A 23,522-nucleotide genomic window follows, 5' to 3' on the forward strand; every position below is an offset into this window, starting at 1 on the left:
CGCCTCATGTGTTCCGCCTCCCGGCCGCTGTCGCATCGAACGACGGCGTCGCGAGGCTGATCAGTTACCCGCCGGACGGCCGCGCCGGGCCGGCGCCATCAACTCGGCGATGACGACGACGTTGTCCTCGCTCACCCGGCGATCGGGGTCGAACGAACCTCCACAGGTGACCAGAGCGATGCCCGCGGTGTTCGCATGATCGGACAGCACGCTCGAGAGTCGATGTGGATCGCGTTTGCTGACACCTGAAATAACTTCGCGCACAAGAAAACCCGCCGATGAGGCCGAGCCTGCCACCTCAACGCGATCACCGGGGCGCAGACTGCCGATGTCGTTGAAAACCCCGTATCCGCCACCGATCTGGGAGTGGCCGAGGATGATCGCCAGCCCCTGGGAACCGGGTTCGGGGCCCTCCGACCACCATGTGGTGGAGCGCATGTCGGCGGGCACACCGAAACTGTCCACCTGGCGACCCAGAAATGGGTCGTAGGCGACGATGGTTCCCGCGGGCGTCACGTCCGCGTCGATGCCCAGTCGTGGCACCACAATTCGGTCCGGCTCGAAGCCCTCCGCCACCGGCGGTGGCAGAGCGGCGGGCATCGGCGTGGCCTCGCGAGCCGACTCGACCGTGCTCCTGCCGGATGGTCCGCCCTGCGCGGCAATCATGAGCAACGCGACGGCGAGCAGTGTCCACGACACCGCCGACCAAACCGCTCCGCGCCTTGCTTTGCTGATTCGACTCATTCGCACCATCCCGTCCGCTGCTGTCCATCGCCGATTCCGAACCGGATGCCGGTGGCCGCTCGATGAGCCGCCACCGGCATCCACCGCCGTCACCTAGCGATCGACCGTTCGCGCCGCGATGCCGCCGCGGCGGCCAGGGCCGCCAGCAGCATTCCCAGTGCGGCCATACTCATTCCGGCCAATGGCGCGGATTCGGAATCGACCGCACCGGGCTCCTCCCCGGTGCCTCCGGTACCGGCCTGTAGCGGGTAGTGGAACTCGGAACCTCGAGACGTACCGGGGACCTCGACCACCGCCGGCGTCTCCGGATCGACCGGTTCGACACCGCCGTCGAGAGGAGCCGGTACACCGGGATCCGGACGCTCGCCGCAACCACAGCCCCGCGGCGCGCACCCCTGTCCGTGCAGGATTCGATCCAGTCCGGACAGCACGGCGGTCCAGTCGACGTCCGGGACGTCGCCGTCCCGGCGCGGCAGCACCGCGCCGACGCCCGCCCCCACCGCGAGACCGAGCCACACGCCGACACCGCCGGCGAACAGTCCGACAGCGACCGCGCCGAACACGGTATGCGCGGCCGCGGTGACGACCGTCGCCAGCACCGCGGCCAGCACCGCGCCGGGCAGGAGGCCCGCCGCGGCCCCGAGCACCCAGCCCAGGCCCATTCCAGCCGCAGCGCCGGGCGCGGCCCCGAACAGGTTGAGCGGGTTCAGCAGGCCGACGACCGCTCCGAGCAACGCTCCGAGCAACGCGGCGGGCACGCCCGCCACCGGACCGATCAGCAATCCGGCGAACCCGCCCAGCACGGCGCCCACCACGACGGCCACCGGGAATGCGAGCCCGGCCGTCAGTGCGGTCACCACGCCGTGCACCGTCGCGGCGACAACTCCGCCGGCCGCGACCGTGAGGGCGGCCGTAGCGCCCAGCGCGAGTGCGGTGAGCACGCCCGCCAGCACCAGGATCGGCACACCCACCAGCGCCTGGAACACCAGGTAGGTCGCGATGGCCAGCGGCACACCGACGATCAGCGTGAAGCCGATCGACAGCACCGCCACCAGCGCGGCCGCACCGGCAAGTGCCGCGAGACCGCCGAGCAACACCGCCGCGATGACGGGCAGCGCCAGCGGCCCCAGGAGCAGGGCCACCCCCGCACCGACGACCAACGCACCGATTCCGAGGATCACCGCGGGAATCGCCGCCAGCGTCAACAACGCGCCGACCACGAGCACCGGAACGATCAGCGGCGCGATCAGCGCCGCCAAGGCCGGTACCAGTCCGGACAGCAGAACCACCGCGACGGTCGCCGCGAACGGCAGCACCGACAGCGCACCGAGCACCAGCGCGGTCACCGCACTCGCACCCAGTCCCGTCGCCACAGCGGCGATTCCACCGATCAACAACGCGACCACGCTCGCCGACGCAGCGCCCAGACCACCGCCGAGCAGCGCTCCGGTCGCCGCGGCCGAGGCCGTTCCGGTCAGGTAGCCCGCGACCGCACCGAGCACGCCCGACAGCACGGTGTCGCCGAGCGCGGCGACCCCGATCCCGGCCAGGGCGCCGGGCAGGACACCGAGCACGGCGCCGGTGAGCCCACCGAGCTGCGCGCCGAGCAACGCGCCGAAGAGACCGCCGGGGATTGCCGCCAGCAGGTTCGACGGGCTGAGCAATCCGCCGGTCGCCCCGAGCACCGCCGCGACCGCGGCGGTCGCGGCGGCGGTCACCAGACCGCCGACGACCGCACCGATGCCGATGTTCGCGACGTCGAGATGGCCGCGACGCCAAGCGTCGAGTTCCGTGACGGCCTCGTCGAGATCGCACGACGAGTGCGACGTGAACCCATCCAGGAACCGCTTCAGATTGCTGTGCCGCCATGCCGCACAGGCGGACTGCCACAGGCGGTTCCGCTCGGCGAGCTCGGCCGCACCGGTCGAGCCCTGCCATGCGCCGACCCGATTCGCCACCAGCAGCGCACCCACCACGACAGCGGCCAGCACGGCCCAGGGCAGTGCCGCGAGAAGCGTCACCGAACCACCGAGCAGAGCACCCGGAAGCGCGGCCAGCAGGAAGCCGAGCAGGCCCGTGAGCACGGCCGACCCCACCGCCGCCAGCAGCGCGCCCAGCAGGGCGCCCAGCAGGGCGCCCAGCACCACACCGACGAGCCCACCGGTCAGACCGACGGCGATCGATCCGACGAGCGCGCCGAGCAGGGCACCGACCAACGCTCCCAGCAGATTCAGCGGATTCAACGCACCGAGCAGGGCACCCAGCAGGGCTCCCAGCCCGGTCGTGATAACCGCGACCGCCAGACCGGCCAACAGCCCCAGCAGCCCTCCGGCCAGCATGCCGGGCAGCGCCGCCAGCGCCAGCGCCAGCGGCGCGAGCAGCAGGCCGAGACCCAGCGCGGTCATCGCCAGGGCACCGCCGATCGCGCCGAACAGCGAGAACGCCGCGCCGGCGAGAATCGCGATCGGCAGCATCACGGCCATCGACAGCAGATATGTGACCGCTCCGAGCGCCAGCCCCGCCGCGAACATCGCCAAGGGCAGTACCACCAGGAAGAACAGCGCCAAGGCGGGCGTGATGATCGCAACGGCCGTCATACCGGCCAGAATCAGGCCGACGATGGGCCACCAGACCGGCAGCGAGACAACGGCGATCGCGAGGATGGCCACTCCGCCACCGATCACCATCGCGGCCAGGACGACCACTCCGGCGATGACGAACGGCAGTCCGATGATGCCGATGATCCCGATCGGTGTCGCCAGCACGAAGCCGACCACGATCCAGAAGATCGACCACACCACATAGGCGATCGCGATGACGATCACGATCGGAATCCAGATCGGCGCCAACAGGATCGTCAGCACCAGAGCTATCGCACCGATCGCCAGCAGCGCGCCGCCGACCACCACCGTGATCAGTGCGGCGACGGCGCCGATGAGCAACGCGGGCAGCATCAGCGGCAAGGCGACCAGCAGCGCGGGGATGAGCGGAATCAGCACCAACGGCAAGGCCAGCAGCAGGACCGGCACCCAGATCGGAGCGGTCAGCGCCGCCAGCGCGATCCCGACGGCTCCGAGCAGCAACGCACCGCCGCCGAGCGCGGCGCTCACGGCGCCGCCGAGCAGCGCGCCCAGCAGCGGGAGCAGGATGGTCGGGGCCAGGAGTCCGGCCGCCGCACCCAGCAGTCCACCCAGCACCGCGTCCGCGGTCGCCGCCAGCAGCCAACCGATGAGAGCCCCGCCGGGCAGTCCGGCCAGCGCTCCGGTCACCAGACCGGCGATCGTGCCGAGTGCACCACCCGCCGCCGCGCCCGGTACACCACCGAGTAGGAGGGCCAGCGGATTCAACACTCCGAGCAGGGCACCAGCGAACGCACCGGGGATTCCGGTGGTCGCGCCGGCAGACAAGCCGCCGACGGCCGCGCCCAGCAGCGCCACCGCGGCACCGCTCCCCACGGCAGCCAGCAGGTCACCGGCCAGGGGAAGCACGCGCGCATCGAGCAGCACATCGACGCACGCGGCCAGCGGGTCGCCGCCGACGGTCGCCGCGGCGGTGGTCAGCGCCGCCCGCGGATCGGTCAGGACCGCGCCGGGAAACGCCGTGGCCGCCCGCAGCGCCGCGCCCGGATCGGCGAGGAAGCCTCGCACGGCAGGATCGACGACAGTGTGCGCGAAGCCCGCGGGATCGGCGCGGAACGCCCCGAACGCGCGATCGGCCGCGACCGCGACAGCGAGGGCCGCCGCACCGACTCGGTTCTCGCATCCGTCCGCGGAGCAATCGCCCTCGCCGATGGTCGGCACACTGGCGAACGACCGCGGCGCACCGCTCGCCAGCGGGTCGGGCGCGCGCGGCTCTGCCTGATGCCGCAGCCCGGAGAATCCGGCGGCCAACGCGTCCACCGCGGGCCGCGCCGCTGCGCGGAGATCGGCGAGCGCGCCGTCCACGGGTGAATCGTTCAACACCGCTGCTGGAATCGGATTCGCACGCACGGGCTCCGGTGCGTCGTGGCGTTGCTGATCTATGAACACCGCCGCGAGCACATCGCCGAACTGTCCCCATGGCTGTCCGGCCGGATCGGGCGCTGCCGGTGAGCTATCGTTCGCTTCCGGCAGGGCGATCGCCGGCAGGGACCGGACGACATCGCCCAGTTGGTCGCTCAGTCCGCCGAGCGGTCCATCCGGAGCAGCCTGCGCCGGTGACCCGCTCAGCAGCAACATTCCGATCGCTGGAATCGCGACGGTCAGCAGTCGCAGGCACCAGGATCTCACCTTCCACCCCCTTCCCCCCTTGTCGCGTCGATTCGTTTCCACTGTCGCTACCTTTCTGATCTCGAGGTCCATCCGATGTGCCGACCGGATGCGATCGTCTGCCGCGGTCGGCGATGTCGATCTGTGGGCGGCCCGCGGCCGCGCAGTTGCGTGAGCATGCGAAAGCCCTGCGCCGACGGGATTCTCAATGCCAGCCGACGGTGACGCCGAGCGCGATCAGCGCCTGTGCGATCGGTCGCGTCAGCAGAATCGCGACCAGCAGCACGATGATTCCCCACACGGCGGTGCGCCGTAATCGATCGTTTCGGCGGGAACGAGAATGGGCGTACATCGGATTTCCCTTCGTCATTGCGGTAGGAACGCGAGCGGCGTCAGGCTTCCGGGAAGACACACACGCCCGAGGAGCGGAGTGCCGCTTCGGTTTCCGAGTTCGGAATCGGTAGCCGGGACAGCACGTCGTTCACCGTCGTGCCGAGTGCGCCGAGCCTGGTTTCGGCGGTGTCGCCGACGATGCGCAACTGTGCCGATGCCGTGGCCGCGTCCGCGTATCGATGGGCATCCACGCTGTCGCCGAGCTCGCGCAGCACACCGCCGGTGTCCGCGAAGGCCGTCACCACCTGGGCGCGCAGCGATTTCCAGGTCTCGTCGTCGATGCCGGGCGTGAGCACCCGGTCGGTGGCCGGCAACGCGGTGGCCTCGACGCGCGTCGCGCCCAGCGCGGCCGCGTCCGCAAGTGACCACAGCCCCGACTTCGATTCCGCGACAGCCTGTTCCACGGTCGGCGGCGAATCCGATGGTGCGGGCGCCGCGGCTCGCACCGCTTCCGTCGCGGCGCAGACGGCGTTCGCGAATACGACCACATCGGTATGGACGTCATGCCGGTGTGCCGCGAGGTATTCGCGATCCTGAACCGCGGCGGCGGCCGAACGGATCTGCTCCTCGTGGCGGCGGCTCGCGGTGGAACCCGGATCCAGCAGCCCACCGTCGACGTCGCAGCGAACCACCAGCACAGCGGCCGCCGACACACCGATACCGAGCAGCGCGAACCGGAAGAGCTTTTTCGGCCATGATTTCGAAGCCTGATGATGCGACCGGCCACGGGCGCCGGGTCGAGCTTGCCGCATGTCACCTCATTAGAACGAAAGAAACCTTCCGTTCCAGAAGATCATCGCGGACAAAACACACGTAGGGGCTAATGTCCCGCAGGCATTCGTGATTCAACTCACCGAATTCGATAATGAACAAAAAGCGGCTGAAAGGTTACGTCCAGATTCTGATCGGCATGTGCTCGACCGCCCTGCCCAGGCCATCGAGAATCCAACCCATTCTCTTGATTGTCCGGAGGCTGATCTGCCGATCAGTGATCCGCAGCCGGGGGAATGCGCGGGACAGACGGGTTTCGAATTCGATCGCCTCCTGTGCCGTGTGCAACCAGGCGACGATGATCAGATTGCTGTCGCCGCCGAAGGTCGCCGTACACAATCGGATTTCCTTCCACTTGGCGACGGCAGCGCCCAGATCGCGTAGTTGTTCGGCGGGCAGTTGGGCGCGGTAGATGATCAGAATCGGCCATCCCGCCAACTGCCGCGCCATATCGCACCGCAACACCAAGCGGCCCGACGCCAGCAGTTCCGCGAGGCGGCGGCGCACCGTCGTCTCGCTGGCACCGGAGGCGGCCGCCAATTCGGAGAGGGACAGCCGAGCATCGGCACCGAGGGCGGCGACGATCTGGATGTCGGTTTTCCGCCGGACCGAACGCAGCCGACGCTCGCGGTCGTCGTCGCCGGTCAACCGTGCGCGTTCGTCACGATCGAGCGCGCCGGGCCGCCAATCCGCACCCTCCACGTACATGTCCAGCCCGACGGCTACCCTCGTGGCCGCCACGCCGGGCAGCGAGCCCAGCCAGCGCACGGTGAAGTCGTCGAGCGCCGCGAGGTCGGCCGCAGCCATCGTGAGGTCGAGTTGGTACCCGCCGCCCGTGCTCTCGATGCTGTACACGCTCGGGCATCGGCACACCCGCTCCGACACCTGCGCCAGCGCTTCCGGTCGGCAGCGCAGCTGAATCCAGCCGATCACCGCGTACTCGGGGGCGTATGCGGTGGTCCACGCCAACCCCGCCGCCGTCAACCGATGCCAGTGCCGGGCCGCGGTCGCCGCGTCCACGCCGAGGGCGGGACCGATCCGAGACCACGGTGCGCGGGGACTGATCTGTATGGCGTTGACGAGATTCAGGTCCCATTCACTGAAACGCGCAGCGGCGTGGGGCGACTGCCCGGTCGCGCCGGGTGCCGACGAGGACTGCGGCTCCTTCCCCACCCAGCCATTCTCCGGGCTCGCGGCCGGACGAGTGGGAACGGCGCGCGGCAGTCAGCCGAGATCGTCCCGGTAGCTCACCCGTGCACCGGCCGCGAGCACTGCGGCCTGCGTTCGAGTCTGCACACCGAGCCTGGCGAAGAGACCGGTCAGTTGATTGCGCACCGTCTTCTCCGCGATGAACATGCGGGCGGCGATTTCCTTGTTGGTGAGCCCCTCCGCGAGCATGGCGAGCAGCTGCCGATCGCGTTCACCCAGCTCACCCAGATCCGCGTCGTGATGCCGCCGCCGATCCAGGGCGGCCGTGACGCGGTCATCGAACATCGAGCCGCCGGCCGCCACCTCGCGGATCGCCTGCACCAAGCGCTCACCCGAGATGTCCTTCACGATGAAGGCGCTCGCTCCGGCCTCGATGGCCGCCGACAGCGCGGCCTCGTCGGCACTCGCGGTGAATACGACGCAACGGAGCCCGTTCATGCGCGACAGCAACGCACGGCACAGGTCGATGCCGCAGCCGTCCGGAAGATGGACGTCGATCACCACGACATCGGGGCGTTGCACGGGGATGCGGGCCATGGCTTGCAGCACCGACGCCGCCTCGCCCGCTGCTCTCATTCCGGGCTGATCACCGAGCAGGGTAGCCACACCTCGCCGCACGAGTTCGTGGTCGTCCACGACGAAGACACTGAGTTCCGGCGGCACGTCAGTCCGTTCCGGCTGCTCGCCCCGTCGACGGGTCACAGCGCGCGGGACCGAAGCACGGCATCCGTGCTGCCGCGGACTCATCGGTTCCCGATGTCGCACGACGCGGCGGGCGTGGTCGGCAGGGCGCGCGATCGTGTTCGCCATGTGAGTGTCCTCCTGATCCGTCTGCACCGGAGCCCGGTACCGAACCGGCACGCCAACCGCACGGTCGGCCATGCTCTGTCGATCCCGTGCTTCGAGCATCACTCCGAAACCGGATGGACAGCCCGGATTGCCAGAATGCGCCACCGATCATCCAGAGTTGCGCGGATTCGCCAGCGGAAGCGAGAAAAGGAGCCGTTCCGCACAAGTCATATCCACCGAGCACGGCGTAACGCACCATCACGACTCCGCACACCCCACGGAATCGGCGATGTCACGCAAGCTCCGCAGTGCACCCGGGTTCGGCGACCCATCCGCGCCCAAATACACTCCGGCGAAGATTCCGCACACCACGGAGTGTTGGAGCGCGAAGATCGCGCAGTCACGGCGCACCCGGCACTGTGCACAGATCGCACACGCTCGCGCCACCTCGAGGGTCAGGGATTGGCGGCACGGAAAGAAGACTTCCGGATGCATCACCCGACAAGCCGCGTCCTGCTCCCACCGTCGTCGCGGCAGCGCGACACCTCGATCAGATCCCGTCGAATGATTCGGGTGATCCCTACGTATTTCAGAAGACATGCCATTACGTCCGCTCTCTCGATCACGCGGAGGCCGATGCGGAGTACCTCCGACGAGCGATCCCATCGCAGCATGGCTACTCATTGGCAAATAGTGCCGAATGTCCCTGTGCGCCTAGCACATGCCCGGCGCCCCGGAGCGAACTTCGGAACCGCCGTCGACCGTGGCGTCAACTGTGCCCGCGACACCCCGCTGCCGACCTCCATGCACTACGGCGGCTCCCTCGGCGACATTCCCGTCGCCGCGACCGGCAAAGCCTCGATCGCGTGGACCCCGGGCGCGCCGGGCGACTACCCCCAGCACCGGATCCTTCGGATCCTGATCGCCGCCCGGACGGACCCCGGGGCCGTTGTCACGCGGCGGCGGCGTGGCGAACGATGATGTTGCCGTACATGTTTCGTGCGTAGACCTGCACTTCGTCGGCGTTGCGCGAATCTCCCGCCGGGCCCATGAGGTTGCGGACCGTGCCGACCGGAGCGGTGGTTTCCAGGCGCACGGTGCTGCTCGGGTGGACGCCGACCTCCAGTTCGCCCATGGTGGTTTCCAGCCGCAGCACGCCGTGGCTCGCCACGCCGATGCGGATGTCACCCTGAGCGGCCTTGGCGGTCACGGAGCCGCGGATATGGTCCAGGACGATATTTCCGGCGGAGATGTCGAGGTCGCAGTCGCCGAGTTCGCCGGTGGTCAGGATGTGGCCGACGGCAGCGGTGGCCGACAGACGGGAGCCGGTGGGGACCTCGATGGTCACCTCGATGGTGGGGTTGCCGCCGAACGGGGTGTAGGTGCGCCAGTCCTTCGGGGCGCGCACGGTCAGGGTGTCGCCGGAGAGGTCGACGGTGGTGTGCGCGGCGGCGCGCACGTCACCCTTCTTGGCCGGGTCGGCCGGGCGCACCTCGACCACGGTGTCGGTGCGGTCGGAGGCGATCACGGTGACCGAGGCGGACAGCACCTCGGCGGCGACGGTGATCGGGTTCGGGGTCTGGAAGGTGGGCATGACGGGCTCCTCGAGCGTAGGTCGGTGCACCGGGAGGCGTTCCGTGAGCCGGAGCCGCACTCGCCGTGCTGTTCACGGGAATTACGGTCGCCGGGTCCGCTGACAGCGACCTGACAGCCCGCTGATACCGCCGAAGCCACCGCGTCATGCCTGGTCACCGGCGTTTGTGAGGCCGCCGAAAGGTCGCCGGGCGAGACACCGACCGATGGCGGCAGAATGTCCGGGTGCAGATCAGAGTGCTGGGACCGCTGGAAATCCGGACGGATGAGGGCGGTGCGATCGAGGTGTCCGGGGCGCGGTTGCGGGCGTTGTTGATCGCGCTCGCGCTGGAACCCGGTCGCGCGGTGCCGAAAGCACAACTGGTCGACTGGATCTGGGGTGAGCAGCCGCCGGCGGACGCGGCGAACGCGTTGCAGGCGCTGGTCTCCCGGCTGCGCCGGGCGCTGCCGGACGGTGCGCTCGACGTGCAGGCTGGCGGGTACCGGCTGGCGGTGCCGCCGCACGCCGTCGACGCCCATCGGTTCGAGCAGCTGCTCGAACAGGCTCGTGGCGGCACGGATCCGCAGCGGGCCCCGCTGCTGCGCGAGGCGCTGGAGCTGTGGCGCGGCGCGCCCATGCGCGATGTCGACATCGACAGCGGAGCGGCCGACGCTGTGGTCACCCGCTTCGAAGGACTGCATCTCGCCGCCCTGGAGGACCGCTACGAGGCGGAGATCCGCTTGGGCACCGGTGCGGAACTGGTCGCCGAGCTGACCGAGGTGGTCGCCCGGCATCCGCTGCGGGAACGGCTGGCCGCCGCGCTGATGCGGGCCCTGGCCGCCGCCGGTCGCGGCGCGGAGGCGCTGACCGTGTACCAGCGGACCCGCGAGGCGCTCGCCGACGAGCTGGGCGCGGATCCCTCGCCGGAACTCTCGGCGCTGCACGTCGCCCTGTTGCGTGGCGAGGTGGGCGCGCAGGATGAGGAACGCCGGACCAATCTGCGGGTCGAACTGACCAGCTTCGTCGGCAAGGACGCCGAAATCGCCGTGGTCCGTGAACTTCTCGCGGGATATCGGCTCACCACCCTGACCGGGCCCGGCGGCTCCGGCAAGACCCGGCTCGCGCAGGAGACCGCGCGGACCATGCTCGACGATCTGCCGGACGGGGCCTGGCTGGTGGAGTTGGCGGCGCTCGGCCCCTCCGGCGATGTGGCGCAGGCGGCGTTGGCCGCACTCGGGCTGCGGGACACGCTGCTCGGCGGCGCATCCCACGCCGAACCGATGGAACGCCTGATCACCGCCCTCCGCGACCGGGAAACACTGTTGATCCTGGACAACTGTGAGCACGTGATCGAGGCGGCGGCGCGATTCGCGCACCGAATCCTCGGCGAATGTCCGGGCCTGCGGATACTGGCCACCAGCCGGGAACCGCTCGGCATCACCGGTGAGGCGATCCGGCGGGTGGAACCGCTGCTCTCCCCCGCCCCCGACGCCGACCCCGCACATATCGAATCCGCGCCCGCCGTCAAGCTGCTGCGCGATCGCGCCGCCGCCGTACGCCAGGACATGACAGCGGATCCGCCGACCCTGGCGACCATGGCCCGCGTCTGCCGCGCACTGGACGGCATCCCGCTGGCGATCGAACTGGCGGCGGCCCGGCTGCGCACCATGTCCCTGGATCAGCTCGCCGACCGCCTCGATGACCGGTTCCGACTGTTGACCGGCGGCAGCCGCACCGCCATTCCGCAGCACCGGACCCTGCGCGCGGTGGTGGACTGGAGTTGGGAACTGCTCACCGACAGTGAACGGGTCGTGCTGCGTCGGCTCGCGGTCTTCGCCGACGGCGCGAGTTCCGAAGCGGCCGAACAGGTGTGCGCGAGCGACGAGACGAACCCGGCGGTCGAGGCGTGGGAGGTGCCGGACCTGCTGACCGCGCTGGTCGAGAAATCGCTGCTGCGCAGCACCGACGACGATGCCGCTCGCGCGAACGGGCCGCGCTATCGGATGCTCGACACGATCAAGCGGTACGCCCGCGATCGGCTCGACGAATCCGGCGACGCCGAATCCGCCCGCCGGGCGCACCTCGCGTACTGCACCGACCTGGCCGCGACCGCGGAACCGCATCTGCGCCGCGCCGAACAACGGGAGTGGCTCACCGTGCTCGAAATCGAGCACGACAATATCGCCGCCGCCATGCGCGCCGCGCTGGCCGCCGACGACGGTCCCGGGGCGCTGCGGCTCGCGGCCGCCGCGGGCTGGTACTGGTGGCTCGGCGGGCACAAGGCCGAGGGCACCGAATTCGTGACCGCAGCCGCCGACGCCCCCGGCGAGGTGGACGACGAGACCCGCGCCACCGTGTACGGGCTGGCCGTCCACTTCCTGAGTTCGGGGCGCAGTGGCGAACAGCAGTTGGCGGAGTGGATTCGCAAGTCGCACGAATACGCTCACGACCGCCGCGACGGCCATCCGACGCTGCGTTTCGCCGGTGTGCTGGAGCGGCTGCTGCACGGACCGCAGGAGTATCTGCCCGCGTTCGAATCGCTGCTCTCCGACGAGGATCCGTGGGTGCGGGCGCTGGCTCGGCTACAGCTGGGCAAGATGCGGGTCGTCCTCGGTCAGGACGGTCCGGAGACCGGTGACCATCTGCGGACCGCGCTGACCGAGTTCCGGGAGATCGGAGAGCGGTGGGGTATCTCGTTCGCACTCACCGAGCTGGCCGATCATTTGGCCACCGGCGGCGAATTCGCCGCCGCCGGTGAGCTTTTCGACCAGGCGGCCACGGTGGTGGCCGAAGTCGGCGCGTACGAGGACACGGTACGGATGCGGGCGCGGCAGGCGCAGCTGTACTGGCTGCTGGGCGATGCGGACGCGAGCGGGGCCGCGCTGGCCGAGGCGCGGCGGCGGGCGGAACAGGCCGCGTGGCCCATCGCACGCGCCGAATTGGCCTTGGCCGAAGCGGAACTCGCGCGGTGGACCGGCGACACCGAGCGGGCGCACCGGCAGATCGACGTCGCGACGACCATGCTGGGCGCGGAAGCGGAACAGCCGCACACCAGCGCGGTCATCCACGAGCTGCGCGGCTACCTGGCGACGGATCTCGACACGGCCCGCACCCACCACGACGCGGCCTACCGGGCGGCCACCGCGTCCGGACACGTCCCGCTGCTGGCTCGCGTGCTCGTCGGCATCGCGGATCTGGCTCTGCGGTCGGGTGCGGACGAGCGGGCGGTGCGGCTGCTCGCGGCGAGCACGACCGTGCGCGGACGCTCCGATCGCTCGCTGCCCGACGCGGCCCGCATCGAGGCGACCGCACGGCAGCGCCTCGGTGACGCGAGGTTCACCGAGGCGCTGCGGGAGGGTGAGCGGACCGACTGGCAGGACCTGGTCGCCGCTACGCTCGCTTCGTGAAAGTGGCGCGCGACCACAGGAATCCGACGATGGCGAACCCGGCGCACCAGGCCAGCGCCGCGGCGGTGTCACCGCCGGAGGGGTTGCCGGAGAGGAATCCGCGCAGCGCCTCGATGATCGGCGTGAAGGGTTGGTACTCGGCGAACTGCCGCACCCCCTGACCCATCTGCTCGGCGGGCACGATGGCGGTGCTCAGGAAGGGCAGCATGATCAGCGGCACCACGCTCATGCCCGCCGACTCCGGGGTTTTGGCGGCCATACCCAGCGCGACCGTCAGCCAGGACGCCGCGAACGAGGTCGCCAGCATGACGCCGATCGCACCGAGCCAGTCGGTCGCGGTGGCGTCCGGGCGGAAGCCCAACGCGAAGGCCACGCCGACGACCGCCGCGATGGCGACCAGATTGATGACGATGGTCGCCACCACATGCCCGATCAGGATGGCGCTGCGGGAGACCGACATGACCTTGAACCGGTTGATGATGCCCTTGGCCATATCGGAGCTCACCGACACCGCGGTGCCCGACAGCCCGTAGCTGATGGCCAGCAGGATCATGCCCGGCGTGGCGTAGTCGATGTAGTCCTCGCCGACGTCGAACGCGCCGCCGAACACGTACACGAAGATCAGCATCATCACCACCGGCATCAACGCCGCATTGAAGATGGTGACCGGATTGCGGGCGATGTGCTTGAAGTTGCGGCCCAGCATGGTCGACGCATCGGCCAGCGATGCGACCGGGGACAGGGTGCTCATGATGCGACAGCCTCCGTGGTGGCGCGCCCGGTGAGGGCGAAGAAAACGTCATCGAGATCAGGGGTGTGAATGGAGACCTCGGCGGCCTCGAGCGAGTACGCGGCGAGCCGGTCCAGCAGGTCGCGCAGGAAGGCGCTGCCGCCGCCGCCCTCCACCCGCAGGGCGAGGAGGTCGTCGTCGCGAGTTGCGGTGGGCAGGGCGCGCTCCGCCGCCTCCACCTCGGCGACGGTGGTGAAGCGCAGCCGGATGTGGCTGCCGGGGATACGGCGCTTGAGTTCCTCGGCGGTGCCCTCGGCGACGATGCGCCCGGCGTCCAGCACCGCGATCCGATCGGCCAGCTGATCGGCTTCCTCGAGGTACTGGGTGGTGAGGAAGATGGTCACGCCGTCGGACGTGAGTTCGCGGACGATCTCCCACATGGTGCGGCGGCTGCGCGGGTCCAGACCCGTGGTGGGCTCGTCCAGGAAGACGATGTCCGGCTTGGTCACCAGGGTCATGGCCAGATCCAGTTTGCGTCGCATGCCGCCGGAGTAGGTGGCGGCGGGCTTGCGCGCCGAGGCCGTCAGCTCGAAGCGTTCCAGCAGTGCGTCGATCACCTGCTGCCGCCGCGCGGCCCGCATCCGGTGCAGGTCCGCCATCAGCCGCAGGTTCTCCTCACCGGTGAGCAGATCGTCCACGGCGGCGAACTGCCCGGTGACCCCGATGACCCGGCGCACCGCCTCGGGCTCGGTCACCAGATCGTGCCCGGCGATGCGCACCGTGCCGCCATCCGCCGTCTGCAGCGTGGTCAGCACGTTCACCGTCGTCGTTTTGCCCGCCCCGTTCGGGCCGAGCAGCGAGAAGATCGTGCCCGCACCGATATTAAGGTCGATTCCGTCGAGGATCGTCTTGTCCCCGTATGCCTTCCGCAGCCCGGAGGCCACGATTGCCGCGTCGTTCATGGGTAGAACGATCGCGACAGCGCCTGACACCGACCTGACACCGGGCTGACACCCCCGCCGAACCGATGTTCGCGCTGGTCAGGGCATGCTCAGCGGCGGTACATGCTCTCGATCTCGGCGGCGAAGCGTTCGGCGATGACGTGGCGTTTGACCTTGAGGGTGGCGGTGAGTTCGCCGGACTCCTCGCTGAGGTCGCGGGGCAGGACGGTGAACTTCTTGATCGCCTCGGCGTGCGAGACGGTGTTGTTGGCGTCGTCGACGGCTCGCTGCACCTCGGCCAGCAGGGTCGGGTCGTCGCGCAGGTCGGCGATGGTGGCGTGCGGCGGGGTCGCGGTGGTCGCCTTCCAGGACTCGAACGCCTCCGGGTCGATGGTGATCAGGGCGGTGATGAAGGTGCGGCCGTCGCCGACCACGATCGCCTGGGAGATCAGGGCGTGCGAGCGGATGCGATCTTCCAGGGGGCCGGGTGAGACGTTCTTGCCGCCCGCGGTGACGAGCAGGTCCTTCTTGCGTCCGGTGATGGACAGGAAGCCGTCGACGTCGAGTTCGCCGAGATCGCCGGTGCGCAGCCAGCCGTCGGAAAGCGCCGCGGCGGTGGCCTCCTCGTTGCGCCAGTAGCCGGCGAACACCACGCCGCCGGACAGTTCGATCTCGCCGTCCTCGGCGATCCGAACCCCGTTGCCGCCCAACGGCTGTCCCACGGTGCCGATCTTCACCGCGCCCGGCACGTTGACGCAGTGCGCGGCGGTGGACTCGGTCAGGCCGTAACCCTCGTAGATCGGGACGCCGACGCCGCGGAAGAAATGTCCGAGCCGGGGCGCGAGCGCGCCGCCGCCGGAGATGGCGAACTCGCAGTCCCCGCCCAGGGCCGCGCGCAGCGGCGCGTACACCAGGCGATCGCACAGCGCGTGCTGGACGCGCAGCAGCGGGGACGGTCGCCGCGCGAAACCGCCGGTGCGATCCAGGTTCTCGCTCCAGCGGATGGCGGTGCGCTCGGCGAACCGGAAGATCGCGCCCTTGATCGCGCCGCCCTCGTGCGCCTTCTTGTCCGCGCCGTCGCGCACCTTCTCGAACACCCGCGGCACCCCGAGAATGGTGTGCGGGCGGAAACGCGTGAACTGCCCGGTAATGGTCTTGAAGTCCGACCAGTGCGCCTGGGTCATGCCGCCCTCGAGGGCGGCCAGCGAGACGGCGCGGGCCAGCACGTGGGCCAGCGGCAGGAAGGTGAGCATGCGCTGCCCGGGGCGGGCGACGTCGCCGATGCTGGCCTTCAGGATGCCGCGCACCTCCGACAGGAAGTTGCGGTGGGTGAGCATGCAGCCCTTGGGGCGGCCGGTGGTGCCGGAGGTGTAGACCAGGGAGGCGAGGCCGTCGGCGCGCAGCCCGTCGAGCCGCTCCCGCAGCGCCGCGTCGGGCACGTCCGCGCCCTCGGCGATCAGGGTGGCCTCGGCCCCGTCGTCGATGACCAGCATGCGCCGCAGCGTGTCCGGCGCGGCGGTGACCAGATCCTTGTGCCGGGCGGTCTCCACGACCGCGAGCGCGGCCCCGGAATCCTCCAGGATCCAGCGCACCTGGTCGGCGGCGGAGGAATCGTAGACCGGGACGGTCACCGCACCCGCGGCCCAGATCGCGAAGTCGAGCAGCGTCCATTCGAATCGGGTCGCCGACAGCAGCACCACCCGGTCGCCGGGTTGGATGCCATTGGCGATCAGGCCCTTGGCGACGGCTGAGACGAGGCGCGCGAATTCGGCGGCGGTGACATCGCGCCACCGGTCGCCGGTGGGCCGGGAGAACAGCACCCGGCTCGGATGGTGCTCGGCCTGGGCGTAGACCGATCCGACGATGGTCTCGTCGTCGGCGATGGTGAAGCTGGCTGCCGCGGTGAACTCACGCATGCTCGTCTCCAGTGGTCGGATGGGGGTGACGGAATCGCCGGAGCGCGGCGGCGAAGTCGGAGATTTCCCGGGAGGTCCAGTCGGTCATGCGCTCGCCGAGCAGGGTCAGATCCCGCGCGACCGCGGCTTCGAGCGCCTGCCGTCCCGCGGGGGTCAGGGTGAGCGGGTATCCGGCGTGCAGGCTGCCCTCCCCCGCCGCCACCCAGCCCGCGTCCATGCAGGACCGCAGCTGCCGCGACACCGTCGACCGGTGCACTCCGAACGCCTCGGCGAGCTGGGTGGCCCGGCAACCCGGATTCCGCCCGATATAGGACAGCGTCGACTGCTGGGCGAACGACGGCACGCCGTCGGCGGCGGGACGGCCCGCGATGATCTCGCGGACGATCCACGCGAGCTCGTCGTGAACCGCGACGAGCTCGGGGGACGCCCCGCCCGACTGGTGTTGCATAGCGCAACTATAGCGCTGCGGACGGCCGCCCCGACGGACCGGGGTGTTCGGCCGCACGACCGGCCGATCGCGCCGAACCGGACCGGATACCGAGGCACCGCCACCGCCCCGCGCACCACTACGTGCTCGTTCCGTGTGCGGAATCCGTGGTCGGCACGGATGTCGTTCCGCCGCGCGGAAAATAGCGTTAGCTGCATGAACTCCACCATGGAAACCAAGACCGACATCACCGTTCACCTCGAGGTCGCCGACCCCGACGCCGCCCGCGCCACCTACGACGCGGCCTTCGGACTGGGCGATCGTTTGCAGTTCCGCGCCGGGCAGGAGCCGTCCTCCGGTTTCCGCGGCTTCATGCTCTCCCTCGTCGTCGCCCAGCCCGGCACCGTCGACAGCCTCATCGCCACCGCGCTGGACGCGGGCTTCACCACTCTGAAGCCGGCCAAGAAGACCTTCTGGGGCTACGGCGGCGTCATCCAGGCCCCGGAGGGAACCATCTGGAAGATCACGAGTTCCAACAAGAAGAACACCGGCCCGGTCACCCGCGAGGTCGACAGCATCGTGCTGCTGCTCGGCGTCGAGAACGTCAAGGCGACCAAGCAGTTCTACGTCGACCACGGCCTGCCCGTAGGCAAGAGCTTCGGCAGCAAGTACGTCGAGTTCGCCACCCCGGGCTCGACCGTCACCCTGGCGCTCTATGGCCGCCGCGCCGCCGCCAAGGACGCGGGCGTCGACCCGGAGGGCGCGGGTTCGCACCGCATCGTCATCGGCGGCGACACCGGCACCTTCACCGATCCCGACGGGTTCGTCTGGGAGTCCGACGCTGTCTGATCCCGAGCTGCCACCACCGACGCCGCGGGCGGAATCGAACCGGTGGACCACGCGGACCCACCGCCGTGGCCCACCCTCGATTCCCCTGCGGCACACCGCTGCTTCCGACCGAACCGAGCCGACATCCGCTCGGCGTTCCACCGGTCGGCGCGGTGCGGTCACCGACCGTCGCGGGGCACTCGAAGCAACCGGGCTTGCAGGGCCAGGTACAGCACCGCCGCGTCGGCCGGTACCGCGAAGGTCGCGCCGGTGAGCCGCTCGATGCGCTTGAGGCGGTGCAGCACCGTATTGCGGTGCAGATGCAGTCGCTCCCCGACCGCCGATGTCGAACCCGCGAGTTCGAACCAGGCCAGGGCGGTTCGGACGAGCGCGTCGGCGTCGGCGGGATGCAGCCGGTCGAAGGCGCTGAGCAGGTCGGCGAGGACATCGGCGGCGAGACCGGGTTGGGCCGCGACGAGCGCGCGCGCCGGTGCGGACGCGTAGTGGTGGATACCGATGTCCGCGGGGCTCAGGCACCGGAACGCGAGGCGCGCCTGGTCGAGCGCGGCCGGTGCGGCGGCGAGCGCGGTGAACGGTTTGCTGGCACCGGCCCGCGACCGCACCGAGTCCAAGGCGTCGCTGAGCGCGGTGCGGGAATCCGCGGCGGCCAGGGTGACCCGGTCGTCGGCGAGCGTGGTGCGGACGGTGGTCACACCGGTCGCGACGAGGCGCAGGTCGCCGACCAGGATCACGAAGGTGCCGCGTTCGGGCATTCGCATGCGGGCACGCAGGCCCTCACGCCGGGTCGGTGACAACTCGGGGTCGAACAGCGCCCGCAGCAGTCGTTGCACGGGCTGCTCGTCTCCCGCACCGACAATGCGCCGGTAGGCATCGGCCGCCGCCACGGAGTACTCGTCCACGGTGGCCCACACCACGGTGGACAGCCGCGGCAGCGCGGGTCCGTCGTCTCGGTCCGCGCGTTCGACGATGATCTCCCAGAACGCCAGTCCCGCCACCCGGAAGGCATGCAGCAGGCTGTCCAGCGAGATCCCGCGCTCGGCTTTGAGACGGCCGGTACGGCGGGCGGGTTCGAGCGAATACGGTTCACCGGCAATGGAATCCACCATGGACGCGAGATTGTCGGTGACGACGGTCGCGAGTTCGTGGTGATCGAGCGCGGCGCCGTCGTAGCCGTCGTCGTCGTGCGTGATTCTGGCGGTGACGATATCGGAGATCACGGCCAGGTCCGCCCGCAGTTCTCGAACCAGATGCGCGGGCACGACGTGAGCGTCCCGGGTCACCCGCGTCAGCTTAGATTCGCCTGTGCGCGCGCACAACGAGAGCGTACGAAGTCCGGGCGGGCGCCTGTCGCCACGAGCGGGCGCGGGCGGCGACACTGAATCCACGACAGGCGACGAATCTTTTTGATTCGCAACGCTTTTCCCAGATCCAGGACGACGCACAGGAGTTCCGCCATGACCATCGCCACCCGCGAACTGTTCGAGCGCTATCACGCCTGCTGGGCGGACCGTGATCCGGACCGGATCGTCGCGCTGCACACCGCGGACTCGATCTTCCATCTGCATTCCGGGCAGGATCCCGCCCGGGGCCGCGACGCCATCCGCGCCGCGGCGGCCGGCACCTTCGCACTTGTTCCCGACCTGACCTTCGCACTGGTCTCGCTGCGGGTCGGCGAGGACTTCTGGGTGGTGCGGTGGCACCTGACCGGAACCTCGGCGACCGGCAACCCGGTGGCGGTCGACATCGCGGACTTCGTCCTGGTCGAGGACGGCGCGGTCAAGGAAAAGCACTCCTACGTGGACGGCATCGCCATGCAAGCCGCGCTGGCACCGGGCGAAACGGCGGCCGCGCGCTAGTGCGAGGGGTGCCGGGCCGGGGTTGTGACCTCGGCCCGGCATAGGACCGCGGCGGCCCGATTTGCCCTATCCTCGATGCCACCTATCCGTCCTGGAGAAAGCAGGTCATGAAGCGACGTTCGCGCCGCCGCCGAAAATCCGTTCCCGGTCGAAGTAAGCGACCCCGACGAGGGGAGCTGACGTGGTGACCGCGGTGAGCATTGTCGTCGGCGTGCTGGTCGTGTTCGCCATCACCGCGGTGACCGGGTACTTCGTGGCCCAGGAGTTCGCCTATATGGCGGTGGACCGGTCGCGGTTGAAGGCGGCCGCGGAGGCGGGGGACGCGAGTGCGGCCCGGGCGCTGGGGGTTACGCGGCGCACGTCGTTCATGCTGTCGGGGGCGCAGCTCGGCATCACGGTCACCGGGCTGCTGGTCGGCTATGTCGCCGAACCGCTGATCGGCCGCGGGATCGGGGATCTGCTCGACGGCGCGGGAGTGCCGCTCGCGGTGGGCGTCGGCGTCGGCGCGGTGGCGGCCGTGGTGTTCTCCACGCTCGTACAGATGGTGTTCGGCGAACTGGTGCCCAAGAACCTCGCCATCGCCCGGCCCGAACCGGTGGCCCGCTGGCTGGCCTGGTCCACCACGCTGTACCTGCGCCTGTTCGGCTGGCTCATCATGCTGTTCGACCACGCCTCGAATCTGCTGCTGCGCGCGGTGCGCATCGAACCGGTGCACGATGTGGAGCATTCGGCCAATCCGCGCGACCTCGCGCATATCGTCGCCGAATCCCGCGATGCCGGTGAACTGCCCGCCGATCTGTCCACGCTGCTCGACCGGATGCTCGACTTCCCCACCGGCAGCGCCGAACACGCCATGATCCCGCGGCCCCGCGTCGACACCGTGCGCGCCGATCAGCCCGTCGAACTGGTGCTGGAACGGATGGCCACCGGCCACACCCGCTATCCGGTGATCGGCGAGACCAGCGACGACCTGGTCGGCATCGTGCACCTGCACGACCTGCTCGCGACCACTGTCACCGGGCCGGTCGCCGCCTACACCCGGCGCGCGGTGGTGGTGCCGGAATCGCTGCCGCTGCCGGAGGTGCTGGCCAGGCTGAACGCGGCCGAGGACGAAATGGCGCTGGTGGTGGACGAATACGGCGGCTTCGCCGGGATCGTCACCATCGAGGACATGGCCGAGGAGTTGGTCGGCGAACTCGCCGACGAGCACGATCCGTCCACCGATCCGAGTCGGGCGCAGCGGCTCGACAACGGTTGGCTCATGCCGGGCGGCCTGCATCTCGACGAGGTCGCCCGCGAGCTGGACCACCGGCTGCCGGCCGGTGACTACGAGACGCTCGCCGGTCTGCTCATCGCCGTGCACGGTGACCTGCCCGCCGTCGGCGACACCGTCGATGTCGAACTGCCGCCGGACCCGGCCGAACTGGTGGCCGACGCCCCACCCACACCCAGGGTGCTGCACGCCGAGGTGCGTGCGGTCGACAAACACGTGCCCGCACAGGTTTTCGTGACCGTCACCGAGTCGCGGGAGGACGACCGTGGATAACCCGTGGGTCGTCGCCGCCGTCACCGTCGCGCTCATCGCGGCCAGCGCCTTCTTCGTGGCGGTGGAGTTCGCGCTGGTCGCCGCCCGCCGCTACCGCCTCGAGGATGCCGCGCCGCACAGTGCCGCCGCCCGCGCCGCCCTGCGCAGCGCCTCGGAACTGTCGGTGCTGCTGGCCGGTTCGCAGCTCGGCATCACCGTCTGCACGCTCGCGCTCGGCGCGATCACCAAACCGGCCGTGCACCACTGGCTCACCCCGGTCTTCGAAACCTGGGGCGCGCCACTGTGGTTGGCCGACGTCGCCGGATTCGTCCTCGCCCTGCTGATCGTGACCTTCCTGCACCTGGTGATCGGTGAGATGGCCCCGAAGTCCTGGGCCATCGCGCATCCGGAGCGGTCGGCGATCATGCTGGCGCTGCCCATGCGCGCCTTCATGTGGCTGACCCGGCCGCTGCTGACCCGGCTCAACGAACTGGCCAACTGGTGTCTGCGCCGGATCGGCGTACAACCGGTCGACGAGGTGTCGGCCGGGCAGAATTCGGAGGCGCTGCGGCATCTGGTGGAACACTCCGCCACCGTCGGCGCGCTCGACCCGGACGACCATCGACGGCTGGCGGCCGCGCTGGAACTGGAGAGCGTGACCGTCGCGGATCTGATGCGGGCCGACCCGAATCCGAGTTCGGTACCCGCCGACGCCGACCCGGCCCAGATCCAGACCGCCGCCGACGCCACCGGGCATCTGCGTCTGCTGGTCACCGGTCCCGACGGCATCACCGGCGTGGTCCACGTCCGCGACGCTCTGCGCGCCCCGGCCACCGCGACCGCCGCCGACCTGGCCCGCCCGGTGCTGCGGCTGGCCGCCGACACACCGGCCTATCAGGTGCTGCGCACCATCCAGGATTCGCGCAACCACCTGGCCGTGGTGTCCGACGGCGACGGGCGACTGCTCGGCGTGGTCACCCTCGCCGACATCCTGCAGCGCCTCATGCCGACCCCCAGCCGTCCGGCGACCTGACGGGCGGACGTGCGCCGTGGCATGCCCGCGGCCGATTCCTGCCCGGACGTTCGCGGCCGACCTCGGACGGCGGCCCCCGGAACCGTGCGGTTCCGGGGGCCGTGCGGTTCCGGGGGCCGTGCGGTTCCGGGGGCCGTGCAGTTCCGGGGGCCGTGCAGTTCCGGGGGCCGTGCAGTTCCGGGGGCCGTGCAGTTCCGCTCGTCAGGATTCGGCCCGGCGCACCAGATCGGCGATCCGCTGCTCGACGGCCGGGGTGATTTCGGTGAGGGCGAAGGCCGTGGGCCACATGGGGCCGTCGTCGAGGTGGGCGATGTCGTTGAAACCGAAGGTGGCGTAGCGGGCCTTGAACTTCTCGGCGCTCTGGAAGAAGCAGACGACCTTCCCGGCGCGGGCGTAGGCGGGCATGCCGTACCAGAGCTTGGGGCTCAGGCTGGGGGCGTTGTCCTTGACGATGGCGTGGACGCGTTCGGCCAACGCGCGGTCCGCGTCGGACATCGCGGCGATCTTGGCGAGCACGTCGACCTCGGGGTCGGCCTTGGGGCCGCGGCGGGCGGCGGCCTTCAACTCCTGGGCGTGCTCCTTCATGGCGGCGCGCTCCTCGGCCGAGAAGCCCACGGTGGTCTTGGTCTTGCGGGTGGTGGTCATGGTGGTTGCCTCTTTCGGTATCAGTGGGTGCGGTCTTGGAGCAGGCCGAGGACATTGCCGTCGGGATCGGTGACGGTGGCGACCAGGCGGCCGCCGCCGACATCACGCACCGGTTCCCGCACGGTCGCGCCCGCCGCCAACACGTCGGCGAGCTTCGCCTCGATATCCGGTACGTGCCAGTAGGAGACCGGTGCGGTCATACCCTGCGGCCCGCCGTCGGGCACCAGCCCGATGTGCTGACCCCCGACCTCGAAACCGACGTAGAAGGTGCCGTCGATCTCGGGCGGCACCCCGAGCAGCGCGCTGTAGACCTGCTTGGCCGCCGCCAGATCGGAGACGGGATGCAGCACGGTCCTGATGCCGGAGTGCTCGACCCTTCGTGTTGCTTCCATGGCGATAACGCTAGGTTCGGCCCGAGCCGGTGCCATCCGTGCCGACCACGGATCTCACCACGTAATCGGGTCCGA

Annotated in this window: 20 protein-coding genes; 5 read left to right on the forward strand and 15 right to left on the reverse strand. The window is 70.1% G+C overall.

The window, feature by feature from the left end:
- Window positions 1–60 precede the first annotated feature (60 nt).
- The 8 genes from FOH10_RS27355 to FOH10_RS27385 all read right to left on the reverse strand — a co-directional run bounded on the left by FOH10_RS27355 (window position 61) and on the right by FOH10_RS27385 (window position 9,747).
- The gene (locus tag FOH10_RS27355) at window positions 61–744 is read right to left on the reverse strand and encodes a class F sortase (RefSeq protein WP_186000604.1); all 684 of its coding nucleotides are present in this window, start codon (window positions 742–744) and stop codon (window positions 61–63) included.
- An 89-nt stretch (window positions 745–833) separates the two neighbouring features.
- Window positions 834–5,012: a hypothetical protein gene (locus FOH10_RS27360; protein ID WP_143982866.1), complete on the reverse strand. Its 4,179-nt coding sequence runs from the start codon at window positions 5,010–5,012 to the stop codon at window positions 834–836.
- 184 nt (window positions 5,013–5,196) lie between these two features.
- A complete protein-coding gene (locus tag FOH10_RS35025) occupies window positions 5,197–5,343 on the reverse strand; it encodes a hypothetical protein (RefSeq protein ID WP_186000605.1) in 147 nt (48 codons plus the stop codon).
- Between the two features lie 40 nt (window positions 5,344–5,383).
- The gene (locus tag FOH10_RS27365; protein ID WP_143982867.1) at window positions 5,384–6,037 is read right to left on the reverse strand and encodes a hypothetical protein; all 654 of its coding nucleotides are present in this window, start codon (window positions 6,035–6,037) and stop codon (window positions 5,384–5,386) included.
- A 235-nt stretch (window positions 6,038–6,272) separates the two neighbouring features.
- On the reverse strand, window positions 6,273–7,328 hold the full coding sequence (locus tag FOH10_RS27370) for an Lrp/AsnC family transcriptional regulator (RefSeq protein WP_143982868.1): 1,056 nt from the start codon (window positions 7,326–7,328) through the stop codon (window positions 6,273–6,275).
- Between the two features lie 51 nt (window positions 7,329–7,379).
- Complete coding sequence (locus FOH10_RS27375) at window positions 7,380–8,066, reverse strand: response regulator transcription factor (RefSeq protein WP_280525734.1); 687 nt, start codon at window positions 8,064–8,066, stop codon at window positions 7,380–7,382.
- Between the two features lie 345 nt (window positions 8,067–8,411).
- Window positions 8,412–8,837, reverse strand: coding sequence for a WhiB family transcriptional regulator (locus FOH10_RS36330; protein WP_143982869.1), 426 nt, complete (start codon window positions 8,835–8,837; stop codon window positions 8,412–8,414).
- 268 nt (window positions 8,838–9,105) lie between these two features.
- Window positions 9,106–9,747 carry a DUF4097 family beta strand repeat-containing protein gene (locus tag FOH10_RS27385; RefSeq protein WP_143982870.1) on the reverse strand — a complete coding sequence of 214 codons (642 nt, stop codon included), beginning with the start codon at window positions 9,745–9,747 and terminating at the stop codon, window positions 9,106–9,108.
- Between the two features lie 224 nt (window positions 9,748–9,971).
- Here FOH10_RS27385 and FOH10_RS27390 point away from each other — a divergent pair, with 224 nt between their 5' ends.
- The gene (locus tag FOH10_RS27390) at window positions 9,972–13,133 is read left to right on the forward strand and encodes an AfsR/SARP family transcriptional regulator (RefSeq protein ID WP_143982871.1); all 3,162 of its coding nucleotides are present in this window, start codon (window positions 9,972–9,974) and stop codon (window positions 13,131–13,133) included.
- Here the strand turns inward: FOH10_RS27390 and FOH10_RS27395 are convergent.
- The 4 genes from FOH10_RS27395 to FOH10_RS27410 all read right to left on the reverse strand — a co-directional run bounded on the left by FOH10_RS27395 (window position 13,117) and on the right by FOH10_RS27410 (window position 17,168).
- Window positions 13,117–13,884, reverse strand: a complete 768-nt coding sequence (locus FOH10_RS27395) for an ABC transporter permease (protein WP_143982872.1) — start codon at window positions 13,882–13,884, stop codon at window positions 13,117–13,119. The genes FOH10_RS27390 and FOH10_RS27395 overlap by 17 nt on opposite strands.
- Complete coding sequence (locus FOH10_RS27400) at window positions 13,881–14,825, reverse strand: ATP-binding cassette domain-containing protein (RefSeq protein ID WP_143982873.1); 945 nt, start codon at window positions 14,823–14,825, stop codon at window positions 13,881–13,883. The genes FOH10_RS27395 and FOH10_RS27400 overlap by 4 nt, the downstream gene beginning before the upstream one ends.
- Window positions 14,826–14,914: 89 nt before the next feature.
- A complete protein-coding gene (locus tag FOH10_RS27405) occupies window positions 14,915–16,720 on the reverse strand; it encodes an AMP-dependent synthetase/ligase (RefSeq protein WP_143982874.1) in 1,806 nt (601 codons plus the stop codon).
- Window positions 16,713–17,168 (reverse strand): MarR family winged helix-turn-helix transcriptional regulator, encoded by a 456-nt coding sequence (locus tag FOH10_RS27410; RefSeq protein ID WP_143982875.1) that lies wholly within the window; start codon window positions 17,166–17,168, stop codon window positions 16,713–16,715. Before FOH10_RS27410 ends, FOH10_RS27405 begins: the two co-directional genes overlap by 8 nt.
- A 195-nt stretch (window positions 17,169–17,363) precedes the next feature.
- Between FOH10_RS27410 and FOH10_RS27415 the strand changes: the two genes are divergently transcribed.
- The gene (locus FOH10_RS27415) at window positions 17,364–17,996 is read left to right on the forward strand and encodes a VOC family protein (protein ID WP_186000607.1); all 633 of its coding nucleotides are present in this window, start codon (window positions 17,364–17,366) and stop codon (window positions 17,994–17,996) included.
- A 158-nt stretch (window positions 17,997–18,154) separates the two neighbouring features.
- Here the strand turns inward: FOH10_RS27415 and FOH10_RS27420 are convergent, their stop codons facing one another.
- Window positions 18,155–19,276: a PucR family transcriptional regulator gene (locus FOH10_RS27420; RefSeq protein ID WP_143982876.1), complete on the reverse strand. Its 1,122-nt coding sequence runs from the start codon at window positions 19,274–19,276 to the stop codon at window positions 18,155–18,157.
- Window positions 19,277–19,450: 174 nt separating this feature from the next.
- On the opposite strand from FOH10_RS27420, the gene FOH10_RS27425 reads away from it, so the two are divergent.
- The 3 genes from FOH10_RS27425 (at window position 19,451) to FOH10_RS27435 (ending at window position 22,410) form a co-directional block, all read left to right on the forward strand.
- Window positions 19,451–19,852 (forward strand): nuclear transport factor 2 family protein, encoded by a 402-nt coding sequence (locus FOH10_RS27425; RefSeq protein ID WP_143982877.1) that lies wholly within the window; start codon window positions 19,451–19,453, stop codon window positions 19,850–19,852.
- Between the two features lie 181 nt (window positions 19,853–20,033).
- Entirely contained in the window at window positions 20,034–21,398 is a 1,365-nt protein-coding gene (locus FOH10_RS27430; protein WP_143982878.1) for a hemolysin family protein, read from the forward strand.
- Entirely contained in the window at window positions 21,391–22,410 is a 1,020-nt protein-coding gene (locus tag FOH10_RS27435; protein ID WP_143982879.1) for a hemolysin family protein, read from the forward strand. The genes FOH10_RS27430 and FOH10_RS27435 overlap by 8 nt, the downstream gene beginning before the upstream one ends.
- 201 nt (window positions 22,411–22,611) lie before the next feature.
- Here the strand turns inward: FOH10_RS27435 and FOH10_RS27440 are convergent, their stop codons facing one another.
- The gene (locus FOH10_RS27440) at window positions 22,612–23,055 is read right to left on the reverse strand and encodes an iron chaperone (protein WP_039817372.1); all 444 of its coding nucleotides are present in this window, start codon (window positions 23,053–23,055) and stop codon (window positions 22,612–22,614) included.
- A gap of 20 nt (window positions 23,056–23,075) precedes the next feature.
- A complete protein-coding gene (locus FOH10_RS27445) occupies window positions 23,076–23,447 on the reverse strand; it encodes a VOC family protein (protein WP_039817373.1) in 372 nt (123 codons plus the stop codon).
- Window positions 23,448–23,522: the final 75 nt, after the last annotated feature.

It is taken from the genome of Nocardia otitidiscaviarum (assembly GCF_007362295.1).
In the GTDB taxonomy this organism is placed as follows: Bacteria; Actinomycetota; Actinomycetes; order Mycobacteriales; family Mycobacteriaceae; genus Nocardia; species Nocardia otitidiscaviarum.